We start from the raw sequence: 19,695 nt of genomic DNA, 5'->3' as shown, positions 1-19,695 counted from the left end.
AGATCTGGAAGCGCCGTAAGGCGTGGAGGTGACTGGTACTAATAGGCCGAGGGCTTGTCCTCAGTTGCTCGCGTCCACTGTGTTGGTTCTGAAACCACGAACAACCCCGTAGTCGGGCCACGGCTATGGTGCGGTTGACAGTTTCATAGTGTTTCGGTGGTCATAGCGTGAGGGAAACGCCCGGTTACATTCCGAACCCGGAAGCTAAGCCTTACAGCGCCGATGGTACTGCAGGGGGGACCCTGTGGGAGAGTAGGACGCCGCCGAACAAATATTGGAGCTCCGGCTCTCGGGCACACAGCCCGAGAGCCGGAGCTTTTTTGCGTTGTGGAGTGCTTCCGTCGGGGTGCTCCGCCCCCACCGCACCGCGGCTCGAAGGCTGCGGGTAAGGTCAGGGGGCATCATCGGCTTATTTTTCCCACAGGAGGCCCCCGGGTGGAGGTCCAGGAGACCCGTGTCCAGACGGACCGGGTCCTCACCATCCCGAACATCCTCAGCATGGCGCGCCTGGTCGGTGTACCCGTCTTCCTGTGGCTGATCCTCAGGCCGGAGTTCGGCGGCCCCAAGAGCGACGGCTGGGCGCTGCTCGTGCTCATGCTGAGCGGTATCAGCGACTACCTCGACGGCAAGCTCGCACGTCGCTGGAACCAGATCAGCAGTCTCGGCCGGCTGCTCGATCCCGCCGCCGACAGGCTCTACATTCTGTCCACCCTCGTCGGTCTCACCTGGCGCGAGATTCTCCCACTCTGGTTGACGGCCGTACTTCTGGCGCGCGAGCTGGTTCTCCTGGTGATGGTCGGCATCCTCCGTCGGCGCGGCTATCCGCCGCCGCAGGTGAACTTCCTCGGCAAGGCGGCCACGTTCAACCTCATGTACGCCTTCCCGTTGCTGTTGCTGAGTGATGGAAGCGGATGGATCGCGTCACTCGCCGCTGTTTTCGGATGGGCGTTCGCAGGGTGGGGTACAACCCTGTATTGGTGGGCAGGAGTCCTCTACGTGGTACAGGTCCGCCGGCTTGTCAGGGCGGACGCCATGGCCGATTGAGCTCGGCCCGACTCGGTAGCGAAGACGCTCCGATGGCCCGCGCTCGAAATTTGCGGGACAATCTGGACGGGTGAAGTCGGCTAGACCGTCGTCTCTTCAAGGAGGACGCTTCCGACATGAAGGCCGTCGTGATGGCCGGAGGCGAAGGCACACGCCTTCGCCCCATGACCTCGAGCATGCCCAAGCCGCTCCTGCCTGTGGTGAATCGCCCGATCATGGAGCATGTGCTCAGGCTGCTGAAAAGGCATGGGCTCAGCGAGACCGTCGTTACCGTTCAGTTCCTGGCGTCACTCGTCAAGAACTACTTCGGCGACGGCGAAGAGCTCGGCATGGAGCTCACTTATGCCAATGAGGAGAAGCCACTCGGTACTGCCGGGAGCGTCAAGAACGCCGAAGAGGCGCTGAAGGACGACGCTTTCCTCGTGATCTCCGGTGACGCGTTGACCGACTTCGATCTCACGGAGCTCATCAATTTCCACAAGGAAAAGGGCGCGCTCGTCACCGTCTGCCTGACGCGCGTGCCGAATCCGCTGGAATTCGGCATCACCATCGTGGACGAAGAGGGCAAGGTCGAGCGCTTCCTCGAGAAGCCGACCTGGGGTCAGGTCTTCTCCGACACCGTGAATACGGGCATCTACGTCATGGAGCCCGAAGTCTTCAGCTACGTCGAGGCCGATGTGCCGGTCGACTGGTCCGGTGACGTCTTCCCACAGCTGATGAAGGAAGGCAGGCCCATCTACGGCTATATCGCCGAGGGCTACTGGGAGGACGTCGGCACCCACGAGAGCTACGTGAAGGCGCAGGCCGACGTCCTGGAAGGCAAGGTCGAGGTCGAACTCGACGGCTTCGAGATCTCCCCCGGCGTATGGGTCGCCGAGGGGGCAGAGGTGCACCCCGACGCCGTGCTGCGGGGACCGCTCTACATCGGCGACTACGCCAAGGTCGAAGCGAACGCCGAAATCCGCGAACACACCGTGGTCGGCTCCAACGTCGTCGTCAAGAGCGGTGCCTTCCTCCACCGGGCCGTCGTGCACGACAACGTGTACATCGGTCAGCACAGCAACCTCCGCGGCTGCGTCATCGGCAAGAACACCGACATCATGCGGGCCGCGCGGATCGAGGACGGGGCCGTCATCGGCGACGAGTGCCTCGTAGGCGAAGAATCGATCATCCAGGGCAACGTCCGCGTCTACCCGTTCAAGACCATCGAGGCCGGTGCCTTCGTCAACACCTCGGTGATCTGGGAGTCGCGGGGTCAGGCGCATCTCTTCGGCGCCCGAGGGGTCACCGGAATCCTGAACGTGGAGATCACTCCGGAACTCGCCGTGCGGCTCGCCGGCGCCTACGCGACAACCCTCAAGAAGGGCTCCACGGTCACGACGGCCCGTGACCACTCCCGAGGTGCGCGAGCGCTGAAGCGCGCGGTGATCTCGGCACTCCAGGCCAGCGCCATCGACGTACGCGACCTGGAGAACGTGCCGCTGCCGGTGGCCCGGCAGCAGACCGCCAGGGGCAGTGCCGGCGGCATCATGATCCGCACCACACCAGGGGTGCCGGACTCCGTCGACATCATGTTCTTCGACGGCCAGGGCGCCGACCTGTCGCAGGGCGGACAGCGCAAGCTCGACAGGGTCTTCGCGCGGCAGGAGTATCGGCGCGCGTTCCCCGGTGAGATCGGGGACCTGTACTTCCCGGCCAGCGTCTTCGACTCGTACACCGGATCACTGCTGAGGAACGTCGACACCACCGGGATCGCGGAATCCGGGTTGAAGGTCGTCGTGGACGCCTCGAACGGCAGCGCCGGGCTGGTGCTGCCCAGCCTCCTCGGCAAGCTCGGGGTGGACTCGCTGACCATCAACCCCGGTCTCGACGAGTCCAGGCCGACGGAGACGGCGGACACCCGGCGGGCCGGGCTGGTGCGCCTCGGCGAGATCGTCGCGTCGGCCCGCGCCGCGTTCGGGGTGCGCTTCGACCCGGTGGGCGAGCGGCTCTCCCTCGTCGACGAGAAGGGGCGGATCGTCGAGGACGACCGCGCGCTGCTGGTCATGCTCGACCTGGTGGCGGCGGAACGGCGTAGCGGGCGGGTGGCGCTCCCGGTGACGACCACGCGGATCGCCGAGCAGGTGGCCGCGTATCACGGCACGCAAGTGGAGTGGACGACCACGTCGCCCGACGACCTGACACGGGTCGGCGGCGAAGAGTCGACGATCTTCGGCGGGGACGGGCGCGGCGGCTTCATCATTCCCGAGTTCAGCAGCGTGTTCGACGGCGCGGCCGCCTTCGTACGGCTCATCGGGCTCGTGGCACGGACCCAGCTCACCCTGAGCCAGATCGACGCGCGGATTCCGCGGGCGCACGTCCTCAAGCGTGACCTGGCGACTCCCTGGGCCGTCAAGGGCCTCGTGATGCGCCGTGTCGTGGAGGAGGCCGGAGACCGGTTCGTGGACACCACCGACGGCGTACGTGTCGTGGAGAGCGACGGACGCTGGGTGATGGTACTCCCGGACCCCGCGGAGGCCGTCACACATCTGTGGGCCGAAGGCCCGGACGACGCCTCCGCGGAGGCCCTGCTCGACGAGTGGGCGGCGGTCGTGGACAGCGCCGGCCGGTAGCACGCGCGCGTGCCGGACAAGTGCCCCCAAGGGGGCCTGTCCGGCACGTCGGTGGGGCCATTCGGAGGTAGCACCCACGACGTGCGACGATGTGCGGCATGCCGCAGCAGCCCCCCGTTCGGAGCAGCGCTCCACGCCCCCCGCGCCCGGACGCCTCCATGTCGCTGCTCACCAACGTCATGGACCACAGCCTCGACGACGGATACGCCGAGGCAGCCGCCCGCAAACAGGCCGAGGGCGCCGGCGGCATGCCGAAGACGGTCCGGGCGAAGCTGGGGCTCGCCGTCGGCCTCGTTCTCGCGGCCCTCGTGGTCACCGTGGGCGCGGCGAACGCACGCATAGCCGCCCCGGTCGTCGCCAAGGAGCGCCAGGAGCTCATCGACCGGGTCGAACGCGAGACCAGGACCGCGGACAAGCTGGAGAGCACCGTCGACTCCCTGCGAGCCGACGTGAACGCCCGGCAGCGTGAGGCGCTCAAGAAGAGCGGCGGTGACCAGGCCGACCTGGTGAGCATCCTGTCGGGCGCGACCGATGTGCACGGCCCGGGGGTGAAGCTCGTCGTGAACGACGCCAAGGAAGCCAGTACGGGGGGCGGCGGGAACCCGCGGGAGACCTCCGGGTTCTCCGACACCGGCCGCGTCCGCGACCGTGACATGCAGCGCGTCGTCAACGGCCTGTGGGAGTCGGGCGCGGAGGCCATCGCCATCAACGGACAGCGTCTGACAGCCCTGTCGGCGATCCGTGCCGCGGGAGACGCGATACTGGTCGACAACAAGCCGCTGGTGCCGCCGTACACGGTGCTCGCGGTGGGGGACGGCAAGCGCCTCAGCACCAGGTTCCAGAACAGCGCCGACGGGTTGTATCTGCATGCGCTGCAGGAGAACTACGGCATCCGGACCGGCATTTCCGTCGAGGACGACATCCGGTTGTCCGCCGCACCGAGTGTGATCGTACGTACAGCACAGCCGAGCACAGAGAAGGGCACATCGTGATCGCCGTACTGGGCCTCGTCGTGGGAGTCGTGGCCGGACTGTTGGTCCGGCCCGAGGTTCCGGCGGTCGTCGAGCCTTACCTCCCGATCGCCGTCGTGGCGGCGCTCGACGCCGTGTTCGGCGGTCTGCGGGCGATGCTCGACGGGATCTTCGACGACAAGGTCTTCGTGGTGTCGTTCCTGTCGAACGTGGTCGTGGCCGCGCTGATCGTCTTCCTGGGCGACAAGTTGGGCGTCGGCGCGCAGCTCTCCACGGGTGTCGTGGTCGTCCTCGGCATCCGCATCTTCTCCAACGCCGCGGCGATCCGTCGGCACGTGTTCCGGGCGTGAGGCCGATGAGCAACGAGGACGAGAACCCCCAGGCTTCCGAGAACCCGAAGCCCTCCGAGAGCGAGCGGCCCGTCGAGGGCCGGACACCGCCCGAGGAGCGGAGGCCCGCCGCGGACCCCAGGTCTGCCGGGGAGCGCAGGCCAGCCGCGGACACCACCTCTGCTGCGGACCCCAGGTCTCCCGAGGGGCGGAGGCCTGTCCAGAACCCCGCTTCCTCCGGGAACGAGGGGCGCGCGGAGGACCGTCGGCCGGCAGGGAACCCCACGCCGCCTCAGGCTCCCCAGCAGCCCCGGCCTGCCCAGTCGACTCATCCAGTTCGGCCTTCTCAGCGCTTCCGGCTGCCCGAGGACGCGGAGGGGCCACAGCCCGCGGGACCGACGCAGAGCGCCCAGCAGCCGCAGTCCGCGCGACCGGCGCAGGGCGCCCAGCCGCCGCAGCCGGGAGGGCCGGCTCAGGGTCCGAGGCAGTCGCAGCCGGTCCGCCCCCCTCAGGGTGCTCAGCCCGGGCGCCCGGTGCAGCCAGGACAGGGGGGCCGGCCCGCGCACCCGGCTCGGCCGGCTCAAGGCACGCAGCAGCCGGGTTCCGCGCAGCAGCCCCGCCCTGCGCAGCGGCCGGGTCCTGCCCAGCAGCCGCGTCCGGTACAGCAGTCGCAGTCGGCGCGGCCGCCGCAGCCCGTCCGGCCCTTCGATAGCCCGCAGCCGTCCAGGAACTCCGAGCCCCCGCCCAACGTCCTGCCGTCCGGCGCTCCGGAGAACCGGCTGCGCAAGGAACTTCCCCAAGAAGTACCCGCCGCGGCTCATTCCGGAAATTCCGGCTCACATCAGGATGAAGAGGGCGCAGGGCCCTCGATGACCGGACGTCAGCGCCTGGTCGACGGACTGTGGCCGCCGCGTGTGTCGCGTGCCCAACTCATCGTCGCCCTGCTGCTGTTCGGCCTTGGATTCGGTCTCGCCGTCCAGGTCGCCTCCAACAGCGACAGCGGCAGCGCCCTGCGCGGAGCACGTCAGGAAGATCTCGTACGCATCCTCGATGAACTCGACAACCGAACTCAGCGTCTTGAGGACGAGAAGCAGGGTCTCGAAGATCAGCGCACCGAGCTGGAGAACAGCTCGAACCAGGCGGAGGAGGCTCGCAAGCAGACGGTCGAGAAGGAGAAACAACTCGGCATTCTGGCGGGCACCGTGGCGGCGCAGGGGCCCGGCATCACCGTGACGATCGACGATGCGAAAGGGACGGTCAAGGCGGACATGCTGCTCGACGCGGTCCAGGAGCTGCGCGCGGCCGGCGCGGAGGCGATCCAGGTGAACGGCGTACGCGTCGTCGCCAACACCTTCCTGAGCGATTTCGACGGCGGAGTGAAGGTCGACGGGAACAAGATCGCCCAGCCCTATCGTTTCAAGGTCATCGGCAAGCCGCAGGACCTGGAGCCGGCGCTGAACATCCCCGGAGGTGTGGTGCAGACACTGGAGAAGGAGCAGGCCACCGTGACGGTGGACCGTGCGACCAAGATCGTGGTGGACGCCTTGCGACCGGCGAAGCGGCCTGACTACGCTCGGTCGTCCTCCCAGTGAGCCGGGGTCGCATGAGGGTCGTCCGGCGAGGGCATGAGGTTGCGGGGGGTCGGCGCACCGATTGGGTGGTGCGTGGTGGAAACTGTCTGGTGGATACGGACGTTGTGAGGATGTCCGGGTCGACCGGTGTGTTCAATCAGGGTTCGTCCTGCCCCACGGGCGGGTCTGTTTCGGTCAAGGGGAATCGCCCGTGAAGTTGTTTGCGAAGTTGTTCGGCAAGAGCGCGCGAGAGGGCAGCGGTGACAACGCCACCGCCCGGCACCGTGCACCGCGCCAGGGAGACGCGGAGGCCCACGGCGGCGACCGCCCGCTGTTCCGTGACCAGGTCGCTGGTCCGGGTGGTGACAATTCCGGTGGTCAGGGCGCGCCGTCTGTTGACCCTGCCCAGTCCGGCCGCATAGGTTTCGGGGATCCGTCAACCTCAGGTGCGGGTGGAGGGTTTGCCTCCGGCCCGTATGCGTCCCATGCCCCCGGTGGGCAGCCGCGGCAGGAGGATCCGTCCATGGCCCTGGTGTGTACGAGGTGCGGTAACCGCAACGCCGAGAACAGCCGGTTCTGTTCCAACTGCGGTGCGCCGCTGCGGGGCGGCGCCGAGCGTCCGTCCGAGACGACGTCCACGATCTCCATCTCCGGCATCGAGGCCTACGACGCCGAGGTGACGGGTCAGACGCCGTCGCCGATGCTCTCCCCGGAGGCGCAGGCGGCCGTCGACGCGCTGCCGCTCGGCTCGGCGCTCCTGGTGGTGCGCCGCGGCCCGAACTCGGGCAGCCGCTTCCTGCTGGACGGCGAGCTGACCACGGCGGGGCGTCATCCGCAGAGCGACATCTTCCTGGACGACGTGACGGTCTCGCGTCGCCACGTGGAGTTCCGGCGCGCGGCGGACGGCTCGTTCACGGTGGCCGACGTCGGCAGCCTGAACGGCACGTACGTCAACCGCGAGCGGATCGACCAGGTAGCTCTGGCGAACGGTGACGAGGTGCAGATCGGCAAGTACCGGCTGGTCTTCTACGCGAGCCAGCGGGCCATCTGACCCTCCCCCAGACTCCGTCAGGGGGGACCCCAGGGAAGGTCCATGCTTCAAAGACCGAGCGGCGGTGCCGGCAGCGGTACCGCCGCCACGGACAATGGGCTGATGAGCATCGGTGTGGTGCTGAACGCACTGCGCGACGAGTTCCCCGAAGTCACCATCTCCAAGATCAGGTTCCTGGAGTCGGAGGGGCTCGTCGAGCCGCGACGGACCCCCTCGGGGTACCGCAAGTTCAGTGCCCACGACGTCGAGCGCCTCGGGCACGTCCTGAGGATGCAGCGGGACCACTATCTGCCCCTCAAGGTGATCCGCCAGCACCTGGAGGCCCTGGAGCGCGGTGAGCCCGTGCGTCTGCCGTCCGCGGGCCGTCAGCGCGACGCGGGGGACGGCGAACCCCTGGGCGACTTCATGGGCGAGCCCGAGGCGCCCACGGCGGCCCGTGTGGGCCGTGCCGAGCTGCTGGCCGCCGCGGAGATCGACGAGCGCGACCTGGCGGAGTGGGAGTCGTACGGGCTGATCGCACCGCTGGCGGACGGCGTGTACGACGCCGAGGCGGTGACCGTCGCGAGTCTGGTCGTCGAGCTGGGGCGGTTCGGGATCGAGCCACGCCATCTGCGTGCGATGAAGGCCGCCGCGGAGCGTGACGCGGGGCTCGTCGACCAGGTGGTGGCCCCGCTGCGGCGCCATCGCAACCCGCAGACGCGGGCGCACGCGGAGGCCCGTACCAAGGAGCTCGCGGGGCTCACGGTGAAACTGCACGCGGCGCTCGTGCAGACCGCGCTGGGCGTACGACTGCCCTGAACCGGGGCGTCGGCCGGGGCTCCGGATCGTCCACCCGTTCTGTGCCCGACTACCCAAACGTCCCGGGCACGGCCTAGGGTTGCTGTGTGAACGAGCTCGATGTCGTAGGTGTCCGGGTCGAAATGCCCTCCAACCAACCGATCGTGCTTCTGCGTGAAGTGGGAGGCGACCGGTACCTCCCCATCTGGATCGGACCGGGGGAGGCGACCGCGATCGCCTTCGCCCAGCAGGGCATGGCCCCCGCACGACCGCTGACCCACGACCTGTTCAAGGACGTGCTGGAGGCCGTGGGTCAGGAGCTCACCGAGGTACGCATCACGGACCTGCGTGAGGGCGTCTTCTACGCGGAGCTGGTCTTCGCCAGCGGGGTCGAGGTCAGCGCACGGCCCTCCGACGCCATAGCGCTGGCACTGCGCACCGGAACGCCGATCTACGGCAGCGACGGCGTGCTCGACGACGCCGGCATCGCGATCCCGGACGAGCAGGAGGACGAGGTGGAGAAGTTCCGCGAGTTCCTCGACCAGATCTCGCCCGAGGACTTCGGCACCAACAGCCAGTGAGGCCCCGCCACCGCCCATCGGCGGTGTCCGCGCAGGTGCGCCGGTCCCGGCGGCAATTGCCCGTGGCCAGTGTGGTGCGCCGCGGGCCGAGCGGGGAGCATTCGGCTAGCCTTTCCCCGCGGTGGGGCACGAGAAACCACTCTTAGGGTGATTATCACTCGGCGTGCCGAGTGTGGCGATCGTTGACGCACCGGTGGTGACTGCCTACCGTCGAGAAGGCAGGTCAAGGACGGAGGTCGGCGTGAGAAACAGCGGCGACGGTACGGCTGGGGGTGCCCCCGGACACGGTCTGGGGGAGAGCGGCCCGTACCCTCCCACCAGCGCTCGGCTCCGCTCGAGCAGGGGGTACCCCGACCACGGCAGCACGGGCGAGCATGCTCCGATGCGGCCGACGGCGGTGCCGGACGAGGCAGGGGCCGTTTCCGAGGAGATCGGCTACCGCGGTCCCACGGCATGTGCCGCCGCGGGCATCACCTACCGGCAACTGGACTACTGGGCGAGGACCGGGCTCGTCGAGCCGAGCGTGCGGCCCGCCTATGGATCCGGGACGCAGCGGCTCTACAGCTTCCGTGACGTCGTCGTCCTTAAGATCGTCAAGCGGTTCCTCGACACCGGCGTGTCGCTGCAGAACATCCGCACCACGGTGCAGCACCTCAGGGAGCGCGGCTTCCGGGACCTGGAGCGGATGACGCTGATGAGCGACGGCGCGACCGTCTACGAGTGCACCTCGCCCGACGACGTCCACGCGCTGCTCCAGGGCGGCCAAGGGGTCTTCGGGATCGCCGTGGGAGTGGTGTGGCGGGACGTCGAGGGTGCCCTGTCGCAGCTGCACGGAGAGCGTGTGGACACCGGCGAGACGCTCGTCGGGCACAACCCCGCGGACGAGCTGGCGCGACGGCGCAACCGGGCTGTGTGACCCCCTGAGCGTCCCCGCGCGAGGGGCGCGCCGCTCCACGGGCCGTCCCGTGAGCGGCGGGCCTCGCAGGGGCATTGTCAGTGGCGTGGTGCAGCATCGGACATGTGAGAACCGCGCCCACCATCCTGCATCTCGACATGGATGCCTTCTTCGCCTCGGCGGAACAGGCGTCCAAGCCGAGCCTGCGCGGAAAAGCCGTCGTCGTGGGTGGGCTCGGACCGCGTGGAGTCGTCGCCACCGCGTCGTACGAGGCCCGGGTCTTCGGTGTCCACTCGGCGATGCCCATGGCCCAGGCCCGCCGCCTCGCACCGAACGCCGCGTATCTCGTGCCCCGCTTCAGCCTCTACAAGGAGGTCAGCGAGCAGGTGATGGCGCTGCTGCGGGCCCTGTCGCCCCTGGTGGAGCCGCTGAGCCTGGACGAGGCATTCGTGGACCTGGAAGCGGGGGGCGCGGCCTGGGACGCGGGCTCCGCACGGCTCGCCGGGGTGAAGCTGCGCGCGGACATCCGTGCCGTCACGGGACTCACGGGATCGGTGGGGCTCGCCGCGTCCAAGATGCTCGCGAAGATCGCCTCGGAGCAGGCCAAGCCCGACGGACTGGTCCTGATAGAGCCCGGCACCGAGCGCGCGCTGTTGGGGCCGATGTCGGTGCGGACGCTGCCCGGCGTGGGTCCCGCGACCGGGGACCATCTGCGGCGGGCCGGGATCACCACGGTCGAGGAGATCGCCGAGGCCGGCGAGGACGAGCTCGTACGGCTGCTGGGAAAGGCGCACGGACACGCGCTGTACGCGATGGCGCTGGCGCACGACGAGCGGCCCGTGGTCGCCGAGCGGGAGACGAAGTCCGTCTCGGTCGAGGACACCTACGACGTGGACATCCACGACCGGATGCGGGTCGGTCTGGAGGTGCAGCGGCTCGCCGACCGCTGCGTGCAGCGGCTGCGCGGGGCGGGACTGTCGGGGCGGACCATCGTCCTGAAGGTGCGGAGGTACGACTTCTCGACGCTCACCCGGTCCGAGACGCTGCGGGGGCCCACGGACGATCCTGCGGTCGTGCGGGAGGCCGCCGCGCGGCTCCTGGAGGCCGTGGACACGACCGGTGGCGTCCGGCTGCTGGGGGTCGGAGTCTCCGGGCTCGCCGACTACACACAGGAGGACCTGTTCGCGCAGGCGCAGGCCCATGCCGCGGCGGAGGAGCTTCCCGACCAGGAGCACCCCGCCTACGAGGGGTCACGCGAGTCCGGGGCATCACCGGAGGCGCTCGCCGAGCGCCGGTGGCCCGCCGGGCACGACGTGCGGCACGCCGAGCACGGGCACGGCTGGGTCCAGGGCAGCGGCCTGGGTCGGGTCACGGTGCGGTTCGAGACGCCCTACTCCGCGCCGGGGCGGGTCAAGACGTTCCGGACCGACGACCCCGAGCTGGAGCCGGCCGATCCGCTGCCCCTGGTCGTTCCGGTGGTCGTCCCGGACGCGTCGGAGCATCCAGGTCAGGGCTCGTCCGAGCCCGCGACCTTGCCGAAGTCACGGTCCGGCGGAGGCGGGGAGGGGGCCGCCACGTCGAGTCCGTAGTGGTGGTAGAGCTGGAGCTCCTGCTCGGGCGAGAGGTGCCGGCCCACGCCGAAGTCGGGAGCGTCCTTGATCAGAGCCCGGTCGAAGGGGATGCGCAGGGCCCCTTCCACGAGTTCACTGGGCTCAAGGGGCACGAAAGCGTCCCTGCTGAAGAGGCCGGTGCGTATGGCCGCCCACTCCGGTACGCCGGTCGCGTCGTCGAGGTACACCTCGTCGATCGTGCCGATCTTGGTGCCATTGCGGTCGAACGCCTTGCGGCCGATCAGGTTGCGCGGATCGATGTCGGTCTGCACGGGCCCTCCACTTGGTCGCAACTCATTCGTAAGCACTACAAAAGAGCACATTCAGGCAGGCGGCCACTCGAAGGATCGTGTCCTGTCCTCGCTGGTAGGCTGACAGCGGCTGCTGACCCCGTGCGGGAGAGTCCTCCAGACTTCATCGGAGGCGCCGAAGGAGCAAATCCTCCCCGGAATCTCTCAGGCTCACGTACCGCACGGACGAGGTCACTCTGGAAAGCAGGGCGGTCGCCGACGGCTTCCGCTCTCACCGACGGTGAAAACCGGCACGTCGGACGGGCCGGTGAAGCTCTCAGGTTGAGATGACAGAGGGGGAGGCCGTCGGGGTACCCGTGCCGGGGTGCCCCTCGAAGGTCGCGTCAGACCAGGAGGCCTCCGCAATGACCGCCCACCGCATTCCGCTCTCCGAGCTCGAACAGGGAATCCCCTTCGAGCAGCGCCACATCGGGCCCGACATCGAGGCCAGGGCCAAGATGCTCGCCCACGTCGGATACGGCTCGCTCGACGATCTGACGGCCGCCGCGGTGCCGGACGTGATCAAGAATGCCGAGGCGCTGAAGCTTCCCGGCGCGCGTACCGAGGCGGAGGTCCTCGCCGAGCTGCGTTCCCTCGCGGACCGCAACGAGGTGCTCGGTTCGATGATCGGCCTCGGTTATCACGGCACGTTCACGCCGCCGGTGATCCTGCGCAATGTCATGGAGAACCCGGCCTGGTACACCGCGTACACGCCGTACCAGCCGGAGATCTCGCAGGGCCGCCTGGAGGCGCTCCTCAACTTCCAGACCGTCGTCGCCGAGCTGACCGGGCTCCCGACCTCGGGCGCCTCGCTGCTCGACGAGGGCACCGCCGCCGCCGAGGCGATGGCGCTGTCCCGGCGCATGGGCAAGAACAAGAAGGGCCTCTTCCTGGTCGACGCGGACGCCCTGCCGCAGACCATCGCCGTCATCGAGACCCGAGCGGAGCCGACCGGCGTCGAGGTCGTCGTCGCCGACCTCAGCGAAGGCATCCCGGCCGAGATCGCCGAGCGCGACATCAACGGCGTACTGCTCCAGTACCCCGGCGCCTCCGGTGCCGTACGCGACATCAAGGCGGTCGTCGACCAGGCCCACGAGCTCGGCGCGGTGGTCACCGTGGCCGCCGACCTCCTCGCCCTGACCCTGCTCACCTCGCCGGGTGAGCTCGGCGCCGACATCGCCGTCGGTACGACGCAGCGCTTCGGTGTGCCGATGGGCTTCGGCGGTCCGCACGCCGGCTACATGGCGGTCCAGGAGAAGTTCGCCCGCAGCCTGCCCGGTCGCCTGGTCGGTGTGTCCGTCGACGCCGACGGACACAAGGCGTACCGCCTCGCACTGCAGACGCGCGAGCAGCACATCCGGCGGGAGAAGGCCACCAGCAACATCTGCACCGCTCAGGTGCTGCTCGCCGTGATGGCCGGCATGTACGCCGTCTACCACGGCCCCGACGGTCTGCGGACCATCGCGCGACGCACCCACCGGTACGCCACCGTGCTCGCCGCGGGTCTGACGGCGGGCGGGGTCGAGGTCGTGCACGGTGCGTACTTCGACACACTGACCGTACGGGTCCCGGGCAGGGCCGCGGAGATCGTCGCCGCCGCCCGCGAGCACGGCGTCAACCTCCACCAGGCGGACGCCGACCACGTGTCGATGTCCTGCGACGAGACCACCACGCGCCGTGAGCTCGGCGCCGTGTGGAGCGCGTTCGGTGTCGAGGGCGACGTCGAGGCGCTGGACGCCACCGCCGAGGACACCCTGCCGGACGCGCTGCTGCGCACCGACGACTACCTCACCCACCCGGTGTTCCACCAGTACCGCTCCGAGACCGCGATGCTGCGCTACCTGCGCAAGCTGTCCGACCGCGACTACGCGCTCGACCGCGGCATGATCCCGCTGGGCTCATGCACGATGAAGCTCAACGCGACCACGGAGATGGAGCCGGTCACCTGGCCCGAGTTCGGCCAGCTGCACCCCTTCGTCCCGGCCGAGCAGGCACAGGGCTACCTCACGCTGATCACGGAGCTCGAGGAGCGGCTCGCCGAGGTCACCGGGTACGACAAGGTCTCGCTCCAGCCCAACGCCGGTTCGCAGGGCGAGCTGGCCGGTCTGCTGGCCGTCCGCGGCTACCACCGGGCCAACGGCGACGAGCAGCGCACCGTCTGCCTCATCCCGTCCTCCGCGCACGGCACCAACGCCGCGAGCGCCGTGATGGCCGGCATGAAGGTCGTGGTCGTCAAGACCGCGGACGACGGCGAGGTCGACGTCGAGGACCTGCGTGCCAAGATCGAGCAGTACCGTGACGAACTCGCCGTACTGATGATCACGTACCCCTCGACGCACGGAGTGTTCGAGGAGCACGTCGCCGACATCTGCGCGCAGGTCCACGAGGCCGGCGGTCAGGTCTACGTCGACGGTGCCAACCTCAACGCGCTGGTGGGTCTTGCCAAGCCGGGGCACTTCGGCGGTGACGTCTCGCACCTCAACCTGCACAAGACGTTCTGCATCCCGCACGGCGGCGGCGGCCCGGGCGTCGGCCCGGTCGGCGTGCGCGCGCACCTGGCGCCGTACCTGCCCAACCACCCCCTGCAGCCCGCGGCCGGTCCGGAGACCGGTGTGGGCCCGATCTCGGCCGCTCCGTGGGGCTCCGCGGGCATCCTGCCGATCTCCTGGGCCTACGTCCGGCTCATGGGCGGCGAGGGCCTCAAGCGCGCCACGCAGGTGGCCGTGCTGTCCGCGAACTACATCGCCAAGCGTCTGGAGCCGCACTACCCGGTGCTCTACACCGGTCCGGGCGGGCTGGTGGCGCACGAGTGCATCATCGACCTGCGCCCGCTGACCAAGGCGACCGGCGTGAGCGTCGACGACATCGCCAAGCGCCTGATCGACTACGGCTTCCACGCGCCGACGATGTCGTTCCCGGTGGCGGGGACGCTGATGATCGAGCCGACCGAGTCCGAGGACCTGGGCGAGCTCGACCGGTTCTGCGACGCGATGATCGCGATTCGCGCCGAGATCGAGAAGGTCGGCTCGGGTGAGTGGGCGGTCGACGACAATCCGCTGCGGGGCGCCCCGCACACCGCCGCCGCGCTCGGTGGCGAGTGGACCCACGCGTACTCGCGCGAGGAGGCCGTCTTCCCGGCCGGTGTCTCGGCCGCGGACAAGTACTGGCCGCCGGTGCGCCGCATCGACCAGGCGTACGGCGACCGGAACCTCGTCTGCTCCTGCCCGCCGCTGGACGCCTACGAGGACTGATCGACACGGCGGACGCGGGCGGCTACGAGGAGTAGTCGCCCACGGACATGCGTCGGGGCCGGTTCGGAGAGTACGTCTCCGGGCCGGCCCCTCGTGTGTCCGGGCCGCGTGCCTGCGACCCGTGGTGCCTCAGGCGGCCGTCATCACCTGTGCGCTGCCCAGGGGGCGGTGGGGGGCGATGATCTGGCCGTCGGGCAGGAGCTCACCGGTGTCCTCGAAGAGCAGAACGCCGTTGCACAGCAGGCTCCATCCCTGCTCCGGGTGATGCGCCGCGAGACGGGCGGACTCCCGATCGGCTGACTCGGCTGACGGACACGGTGGCTGGTGCTGGCACATGGATGGGATCTTTCGCTGGGTCGAGATGTGAGTGATGGCTGTGGTGTCTGTCCCGCGGCTCGATGAGGTCATGGCCGCCCCCCGTTGGTGTGTGGTCTGGAAACCAGTGTTGCTCTACGGACGTCAATCCGCAGGGATTTCGCGGCACCGCTTCTTACAGGTTGATGACGCATCACCCGTGCGGACGGTTCATCCCAACTGCACTGTCTCTTCGGGTGGTTCGGGGTGGCCGAATAGGGCTAGTCCGGTCGGGGCGCCGGGCATGTCCTGCCTCGTACGAGCGCCGTGGAGCACCGACGAGCGCGCTCGCGCGGCGGTCTGGGACGGGCGGCGCGCAGCGGCGTGCCCCGCGGCCGGCGGAGCAGCGGCGGGGCACGGGAGCCGGTGCCTGTCGTGCGCGGTTCGCGAGGGTGTCCGCCCGTGCGGGCGGGGTGGTCGCGGTCCTACGCGGGCGTGATGAGCAGCGGTGCGGGAGTGAGCCGGTGGGTGAGCACCGGCAGCAGCTCGGCGACGCTGTGCGGACGGTGTGCGGCGATGCCGGGCGGCGCCGGAGCCAGCGGGACGAGGAGGTCGGTGGCGACGGGGAGTCCGGTGGCGGCGTCCGCGGTGCAGTCGCCGTGCAGCCAGAGCGTGAGCATGTACAGCTCGGGCACGGACAGCAGGCGTGCCTGGTACGGCTGCTGCATGGACTCGGCCTGACGCACCGCGCGTTCGGTCGCGGTGATGTACGGGCCCTCGAAGAAGCGGGAGAACGCCCAGCCGTCGGGCGTCAGCATGGTGTCGGCCGCGGCGACCGCGCGGTCGCCGCTGCGGATCAGGAAGCGCCAGCCGGCGAGCCGGGTGGCAGGCGCGCCCTCGGGAGTGGTCCGGTCCAGGACGTGCACGGGCAGCGGGAGTTCGGGTGTGACGGGCCCCTGGGCCAGACGCAGGGACGGGGTGCGGGCCTCGCGGACTGCGGTGGGGGAACCGAGTGCCATGAGGACGGTGCGAAGGGCGGGCGCGGGAGCCGGGGGGACATGCAGCGGCATGGTGGGTCGCCTCTCATTCGACAGGCATGGCGGCACGAGGGCGGGGGCGGACGGCGCTGTCAGCTCTCGGGGTCAGAGGGGGCGTGGGGTCTGGATCTGCCGACAGGTTCCACGACCGCGAGCGCCAATTCTCTGCCTCGTTTGCGGAGTTTATACGACACGTGTTCAGACGGTGTTTCGTCTAGCCGTCCCGAATATGAAGAACAAGGCGCTATTCGGTCGATGAAACGAGGAGGTTCATCCCGATTCGGCGCGAGGGCGGCGCGATGACCTCGGAACGCTTCGCCGAAGCGGTCGGCCGATTCGCGTCGGCGTTTTTCACGAGATCATGTCGGGCCGTAACTTGCACATTGCCGCATGCCTCGTGAATGTGCCCGGGGCCCGGACTCCAGCCTAGCGGTCCGCGAGCTCGTCCGGGGGCGTTATGAATGGCGATGCCGGGGCATCATCCCACGTGACCCGGGACGCCAGGGGCCGGAGCATCGGCCGCCCATCCGAGGAGGGACACTTCGATGGGGGAGAAGGTCGTGGCAGGGCCGTTCGACCTGTCCGATCGCCAGCGCCACCGCGACAAGCTCCGCCAGTGTCTGACGGTGCTGGAGCGACTGCTGGAGGAGAAGAGGTTCGATCGCCCCAAGAATCTGATGGGCCTGGAGATCGAGTTGAATCTCGCAGGACCGGACGGCATGCCCAGAATGATGAATGCGCAAGTACTCGATCGCATTGCGAGCCGCGATTTCCAAACAGAACTCGCCATGTTCAACCTGGAAGTCAACATAGCCCCACACCGGCTCGGTGACCGGGTATTCGACCGGCTCGCCGAGGAGCTGCGCACCTCACTCGCGTACGCGCACCGAAAAGCCGGCGAGGTCGATGCCGGAATCGTGATGATCGGCATTCTGCCGACGCTCGGCCAGCGCCACCTGGTCCTTGCCAATCTGTCGGACGTCGACCGTTACACGCTGCTCAACGATCAGATCGTGGCCGCCCGGGGAGAGGACTTCGCCCTGGACATCGACGGCATCGAGCGCCTGGTGTGCAGGTCGCGTTCCATCGCGCCCGAAGCCGCGTGCACCTCGGTGCAACTGCATCTCCAGGTCACCCCGGGCCGGTTCGCGGACGTGTGGAACGCCGCGCAGGCGGTGGCCGCCGCGCAGGTCGCCGTGGGGGCCAACTCGCCCTTCCTGTTCGGTCACGAGCTGTGGCGTGAGTCGCGGCCCCCGCTCTTCCAGCAGTCCACGGACACCCGGCCGCCCGAGTTGCAGGCCCAGGGGGTCAGGCCGCGCACCTGGTTCGGCGAGCGATGGATCTCCTCGGCGTACGAGCTGTTCGAGGAGAACCTGCGCTTCTTCCCTCCGCTGCTGCCGATCTGCGACGACGAGGACCCGCAGGCCGTCCTGGACGGCGGAGGCACCCCCAAGCTCGCCGAACTCGTGCTGCACAACGGCACGGTGTACCGCTGGAACAGGCCCGTGTACGGCATCGCCGACGGCGTCCCCCACCTGCGCGTCGAGAACCGGGTCCTGCCCGCCGGCCCCACCGTCGTCGACGTGATCGCCAACGCGGCCTTCTACTACGGGCTCGTCCGCGCGCTCGCCGAGGAGTCGCGGCCCGTGTGGACGCGACTGTCCTTCGAGTCGGCGGCCGCGAACTTCGACGCCGCCTGCAGGCACGGCATCGACGCCCGTCTGGAATGGCCGCGGCGGGGCCGGTACGGCGGGACGACCCAGGTGGACGTGGTCAACCTGGTCCGTGACGAGCTGCTGCCGCTGGCCGCCGCCGGGCTGGACGCCTGGGGTGTCGAACCCGCGGACCGCGACCTCTACCTGGGGGTGATCGAGGACCGGTGCCGGCTGCGCACCAACGGAGCGACGTGGCAGGCGGCCACCTTCCACCGGGCCCTGGAGAAGGGGCTCAGCCGGGAGGCCGCGCTGGCCGCGACCACACGGCGTTACGGCGAGCTGATGCATCTCGGCGAGCCGGTGCACACCTGGCCGGTCGGGCTGCCGGAACCGGTGCCGCTCGGCTGATCGGACCGCCGGTTCACGGGGCGGGTCAGCTTCGGCTGCCCGCCGCCATGATCGCCGTCAGGATCCGCGAGTGGATCTGCGACGGGTCGCCGACCTGATGGCCCGAGCCGTCGGTCCCCCTGGCGATCTGCTCCATCTCCTGCCTGTCGGCGTCGGGACCCACCGCGATCGCGACCATCGCTACCCGGCCGCTGCGGGGCGGTGAGCCGTTGCAGCCGGTCGAGTGCGGCGGCGCGCGCGTGGCGGGGGTCGGCGGCACCCGGCCCGTACTCGTCGGGCAAGCTGGGACGCCCCATGACGGTGGCGTCCTCCCTTTTGACCCCCGAGCCGCGAAACGGCCGTAAGACAGGGGAAGGGGGAGGTGCGCCCCGTACGGTGTCCGTCCCCTGGACGGCCTGTCGCGCACGATCTTCGTAACTTCTTTCGAGACCCTGGCGGGGTCAAGATGGGGATGCGGCGGGATTACTCAACTGGAGGCGGGAGTGCAGGTGGAGGCGGGGTCGGTGGCCGATTCCTTTCCGAAGGAGGGGCTGACACGGCGGATTCTGCGGGACGAGACGCTGCTCGTTCTGGGGCTCTCGCTCGGTGCGAGTGGGGTGTCCGCGCTGATCAGCTTTGTCGGATCAGTCACCAAACCGGGGGGTCTGAAGGACCAGGCGGCCACCCTCAACGCCTCGGCCGCACCCGGCCGGCCGTGGCTCGATCTGGCCTGGCAGCTCTTCGGGATCGCGTCGGCCCTGGTGCCGGTGGCGCTCGTCGCGCACTTCCTGCTGCGGGAGGGCACGGGGCTGCGCGCCATCGGCTTCGACCGCACGCGCCCGTGGCCGGACCTCGGCCGCGGGGCGGGCGTCGCGGCGGTGATCGGCAGTACGGGCATCGCCTTCTACCTGGCGGCCCGGGGGCTCGGCTTCAACCTCACGGTGGTGCCGGAGGCGCTGCCCGACGTGTGGTGGAAGTACCCGGTGCTGATCCTTTCGGCCGTGCAGAACGCAGTGCTGGAGGAGGTCATCGTCGTCGGCTATCTGCTGCGCAGGCTGGGGCAGTTGGGCTGGACGCCGGGGACCGCGCTGGTGGCGAGCGCGGTGCTGCGCGGCTCGTACCACCTCTACCAGGGCATCGGCGGGTTCATCGGCAACATGGTCATGGGCGTCGTCTTCGTCTACCTGTACCGGCGCTGGGGACGGGTCGGCCCGCTCGTGGTGGCCCACTCGCTGCTCGACATCGGTGCCTTCGTCGGGTACGCGCTGCTGGCCGGGAAGGTGGGGTGGCTGCCGACGGCCTGAGCGCGGCAGGGCGGTGCGGGGGCACAGGCCTGACGC

At 69.4% G+C, this 19,695-nt stretch carries 17 protein-coding genes, 1 rRNA gene and 1 riboswitch; of the genes, 14 read left to right on the top strand and 4 right to left on the bottom strand.

Annotated features, from left to right (window positions below):
• The first annotated feature begins 152 nt into the window (after nucleotides 1-152).
• From rrf to H305_RS0111440, 11 genes are all read left to right on the top strand, one after another.
• A 5S ribosomal RNA gene (gene rrf / locus H305_RS0111490) occupies nucleotides 153-269 on the top strand.
• A gap of 166 nt (nucleotides 270-435) precedes the next feature.
• Nucleotides 436-1,044 carry a CDP-alcohol phosphatidyltransferase family protein gene (locus H305_RS0111485; RefSeq protein WP_028800511.1) on the top strand — a complete coding sequence of 203 codons (609 nt, stop codon included), beginning with the start codon at nucleotides 436-438 and terminating at the stop codon, nucleotides 1,042-1,044.
• A gap of 116 nt (nucleotides 1,045-1,160) precedes the next feature.
• The gene (locus tag H305_RS0111480) at nucleotides 1,161-3,656 is read left to right on the top strand and encodes a mannose-1-phosphate guanyltransferase (RefSeq protein ID WP_028800510.1); all 2,496 of its coding nucleotides are present in this window, start codon (nucleotides 1,161-1,163) and stop codon (nucleotides 3,654-3,656) included.
• A gap of 89 nt (nucleotides 3,657-3,745) precedes the next feature.
• Nucleotides 3,746-4,648: a DUF881 domain-containing protein gene (locus tag H305_RS0111475; protein ID WP_107439998.1), complete on the top strand. Its 903-nt coding sequence runs from the start codon at nucleotides 3,746-3,748 to the stop codon at nucleotides 4,646-4,648.
• On the top strand, nucleotides 4,645-4,977 hold the full coding sequence (locus tag H305_RS0111470) for a small basic family protein (protein ID WP_003988855.1): 333 nt from the start codon (nucleotides 4,645-4,647) through the stop codon (nucleotides 4,975-4,977). The genes H305_RS0111475 and H305_RS0111470 overlap by 4 nt, the downstream gene beginning before the upstream one ends.
• Before the next feature lie 731 nt (nucleotides 4,978-5,708).
• Nucleotides 5,709-6,548, top strand: a complete 840-nt coding sequence (locus H305_RS0111465; RefSeq protein ID WP_028800508.1) for a DUF881 domain-containing protein — start codon at nucleotides 5,709-5,711, stop codon at nucleotides 6,546-6,548.
• A gap of 61 nt (nucleotides 6,549-6,609) precedes the next feature.
• Complete coding sequence (locus tag H305_RS50470; protein ID WP_078628988.1) at nucleotides 6,610-7,578, top strand: FHA domain-containing protein; 969 nt, start codon at nucleotides 6,610-6,612, stop codon at nucleotides 7,576-7,578.
• A 42-nt stretch (nucleotides 7,579-7,620) separates the two neighbouring features.
• A complete protein-coding gene (locus H305_RS0111455; RefSeq protein ID WP_028800506.1) occupies nucleotides 7,621-8,376 on the top strand; it encodes a MerR family transcriptional regulator in 756 nt (251 codons plus the stop codon).
• A gap of 86 nt (nucleotides 8,377-8,462) precedes the next feature.
• The gene (locus H305_RS0111450; protein WP_006123076.1) at nucleotides 8,463-8,936 is read left to right on the top strand and encodes a bifunctional nuclease family protein; all 474 of its coding nucleotides are present in this window, start codon (nucleotides 8,463-8,465) and stop codon (nucleotides 8,934-8,936) included.
• Nucleotides 8,937-9,177: 241 nt separating this feature from the next.
• The gene (locus tag H305_RS0111445; RefSeq protein ID WP_199791382.1) at nucleotides 9,178-9,852 is read left to right on the top strand and encodes a MerR family transcriptional regulator; all 675 of its coding nucleotides are present in this window, start codon (nucleotides 9,178-9,180) and stop codon (nucleotides 9,850-9,852) included.
• A 104-nt stretch (nucleotides 9,853-9,956) separates the two neighbouring features.
• Nucleotides 9,957-11,420, top strand: coding sequence for a DNA polymerase IV (locus H305_RS0111440; protein ID WP_028800504.1), 1,464 nt, complete (start codon nucleotides 9,957-9,959; stop codon nucleotides 11,418-11,420).
• Here H305_RS0111440 and H305_RS0111435 read toward each other — a convergent pair.
• Complete coding sequence (locus tag H305_RS0111435; protein WP_028800503.1) at nucleotides 11,339-11,713, bottom strand: PRC-barrel domain-containing protein; 375 nt, start codon at nucleotides 11,711-11,713, stop codon at nucleotides 11,339-11,341. The two genes, H305_RS0111440 and H305_RS0111435, sit on opposite strands and share 82 nt — an antisense overlap.
• A gap of 113 nt (nucleotides 11,714-11,826) precedes the next feature.
• Nucleotides 11,827-11,922: riboswitch (glycine riboswitch) on the top strand.
• A 174-nt stretch (nucleotides 11,923-12,096) separates the two neighbouring features.
• Here H305_RS0111435 and gcvP point away from each other — a divergent pair.
• A complete protein-coding gene (gene gcvP, locus H305_RS0111430) occupies nucleotides 12,097-14,982 on the top strand; it encodes an aminomethyl-transferring glycine dehydrogenase (RefSeq protein WP_028800502.1) in 2,886 nt (961 codons plus the stop codon).
• 129 nt (nucleotides 14,983-15,111) lie between these two features.
• Here gcvP and H305_RS0111425 read toward each other — a convergent pair whose 3' ends face one another.
• Entirely contained in the window at nucleotides 15,112-15,318 is a 207-nt protein-coding gene (locus H305_RS0111425; protein WP_028800501.1) for a DUF5999 family protein, read from the bottom strand.
• Between the two features lie 443 nt (nucleotides 15,319-15,761).
• Complete coding sequence (locus H305_RS0111420; protein WP_028800500.1) at nucleotides 15,762-16,346, bottom strand: hypothetical protein; 585 nt, start codon at nucleotides 16,344-16,346, stop codon at nucleotides 15,762-15,764.
• Between the two features lie 512 nt (nucleotides 16,347-16,858).
• On the opposite strand from H305_RS0111420, the gene H305_RS0111415 reads away from it, so the two are divergent.
• Nucleotides 16,859-18,376 carry a glutamate--cysteine ligase gene (locus tag H305_RS0111415; RefSeq protein WP_028800499.1) on the top strand — a complete coding sequence of 506 codons (1,518 nt, stop codon included), beginning with the start codon at nucleotides 16,859-16,861 and terminating at the stop codon, nucleotides 18,374-18,376.
• Nucleotides 18,377-18,401: 25 nt separating this feature from the next.
• On the opposite strand, the gene H305_RS53340 is transcribed toward H305_RS0111415, so the two are convergent.
• Nucleotides 18,402-18,635 (bottom strand): hypothetical protein, encoded by a 234-nt coding sequence (locus H305_RS53340; protein ID WP_158690515.1) that lies wholly within the window; start codon nucleotides 18,633-18,635, stop codon nucleotides 18,402-18,404.
• Between the two features lie 223 nt (nucleotides 18,636-18,858).
• Between H305_RS53340 and H305_RS0111405 the strand changes: the two genes are divergently transcribed.
• Nucleotides 18,859-19,659, top strand: a complete 801-nt coding sequence (locus tag H305_RS0111405) for a CPBP family intramembrane glutamic endopeptidase (protein WP_028800498.1) — start codon at nucleotides 18,859-18,861, stop codon at nucleotides 19,657-19,659.
• Nucleotides 19,660-19,695: the final 36 nt, after the last annotated feature.

Origin of the sequence: Streptomyces sp. 142MFCol3.1 (assembly GCF_000424945.1) — a bacterium.
GTDB classification, from domain to species: domain Bacteria; phylum Actinomycetota; class Actinomycetes; order Streptomycetales; family Streptomycetaceae; genus Streptomyces; species Streptomyces siamensis.
The sequence above is the reverse complement of the archived record's forward strand: the minus strand, read 5'-3'. Positions and strand labels throughout refer to the sequence as shown.

Excerpts from the sequence above, each read along its gene's own strand:
- H305_RS0111475 (WP_107439998.1), top strand. The coding sequence starts at position 3,746 with ATGTGCGGCATGCCGCAGCAGCCCCCCGTTCGGAGCAGCGCTCCACGC.
- H305_RS0111455 (WP_028800506.1), top strand. The coding sequence starts at position 7,621 with ATGCTTCAAAGACCGAGCGGCGGTGCCGGCAGCGGTACCGCCGCCACG.
- H305_RS0111420 (WP_028800500.1), bottom strand. The coding sequence starts at position 16,346 with ATGCCGCTGCATGTCCCCCCGGCTCCCGCGCCCGCCCTTCGCACCGTC.
- gcvP (WP_028800502.1), top strand. The coding sequence starts at position 12,097 with ATGACCGCCCACCGCATTCCGCTCTCCGAGCTCGAACAGGGAATCCCC.
- H305_RS0111415 (WP_028800499.1), top strand. The coding sequence starts at position 16,859 with ATGGGGGAGAAGGTCGTGGCAGGGCCGTTCGACCTGTCCGATCGCCAG.
- H305_RS0111425 (WP_028800501.1), bottom strand. The coding sequence starts at position 15,318 with ATGTGCCAGCACCAGCCACCGTGTCCGTCAGCCGAGTCAGCCGATCGG.
- H305_RS0111480 (WP_028800510.1), top strand. The coding sequence starts at position 1,161 with ATGAAGGCCGTCGTGATGGCCGGAGGCGAAGGCACACGCCTTCGCCCC.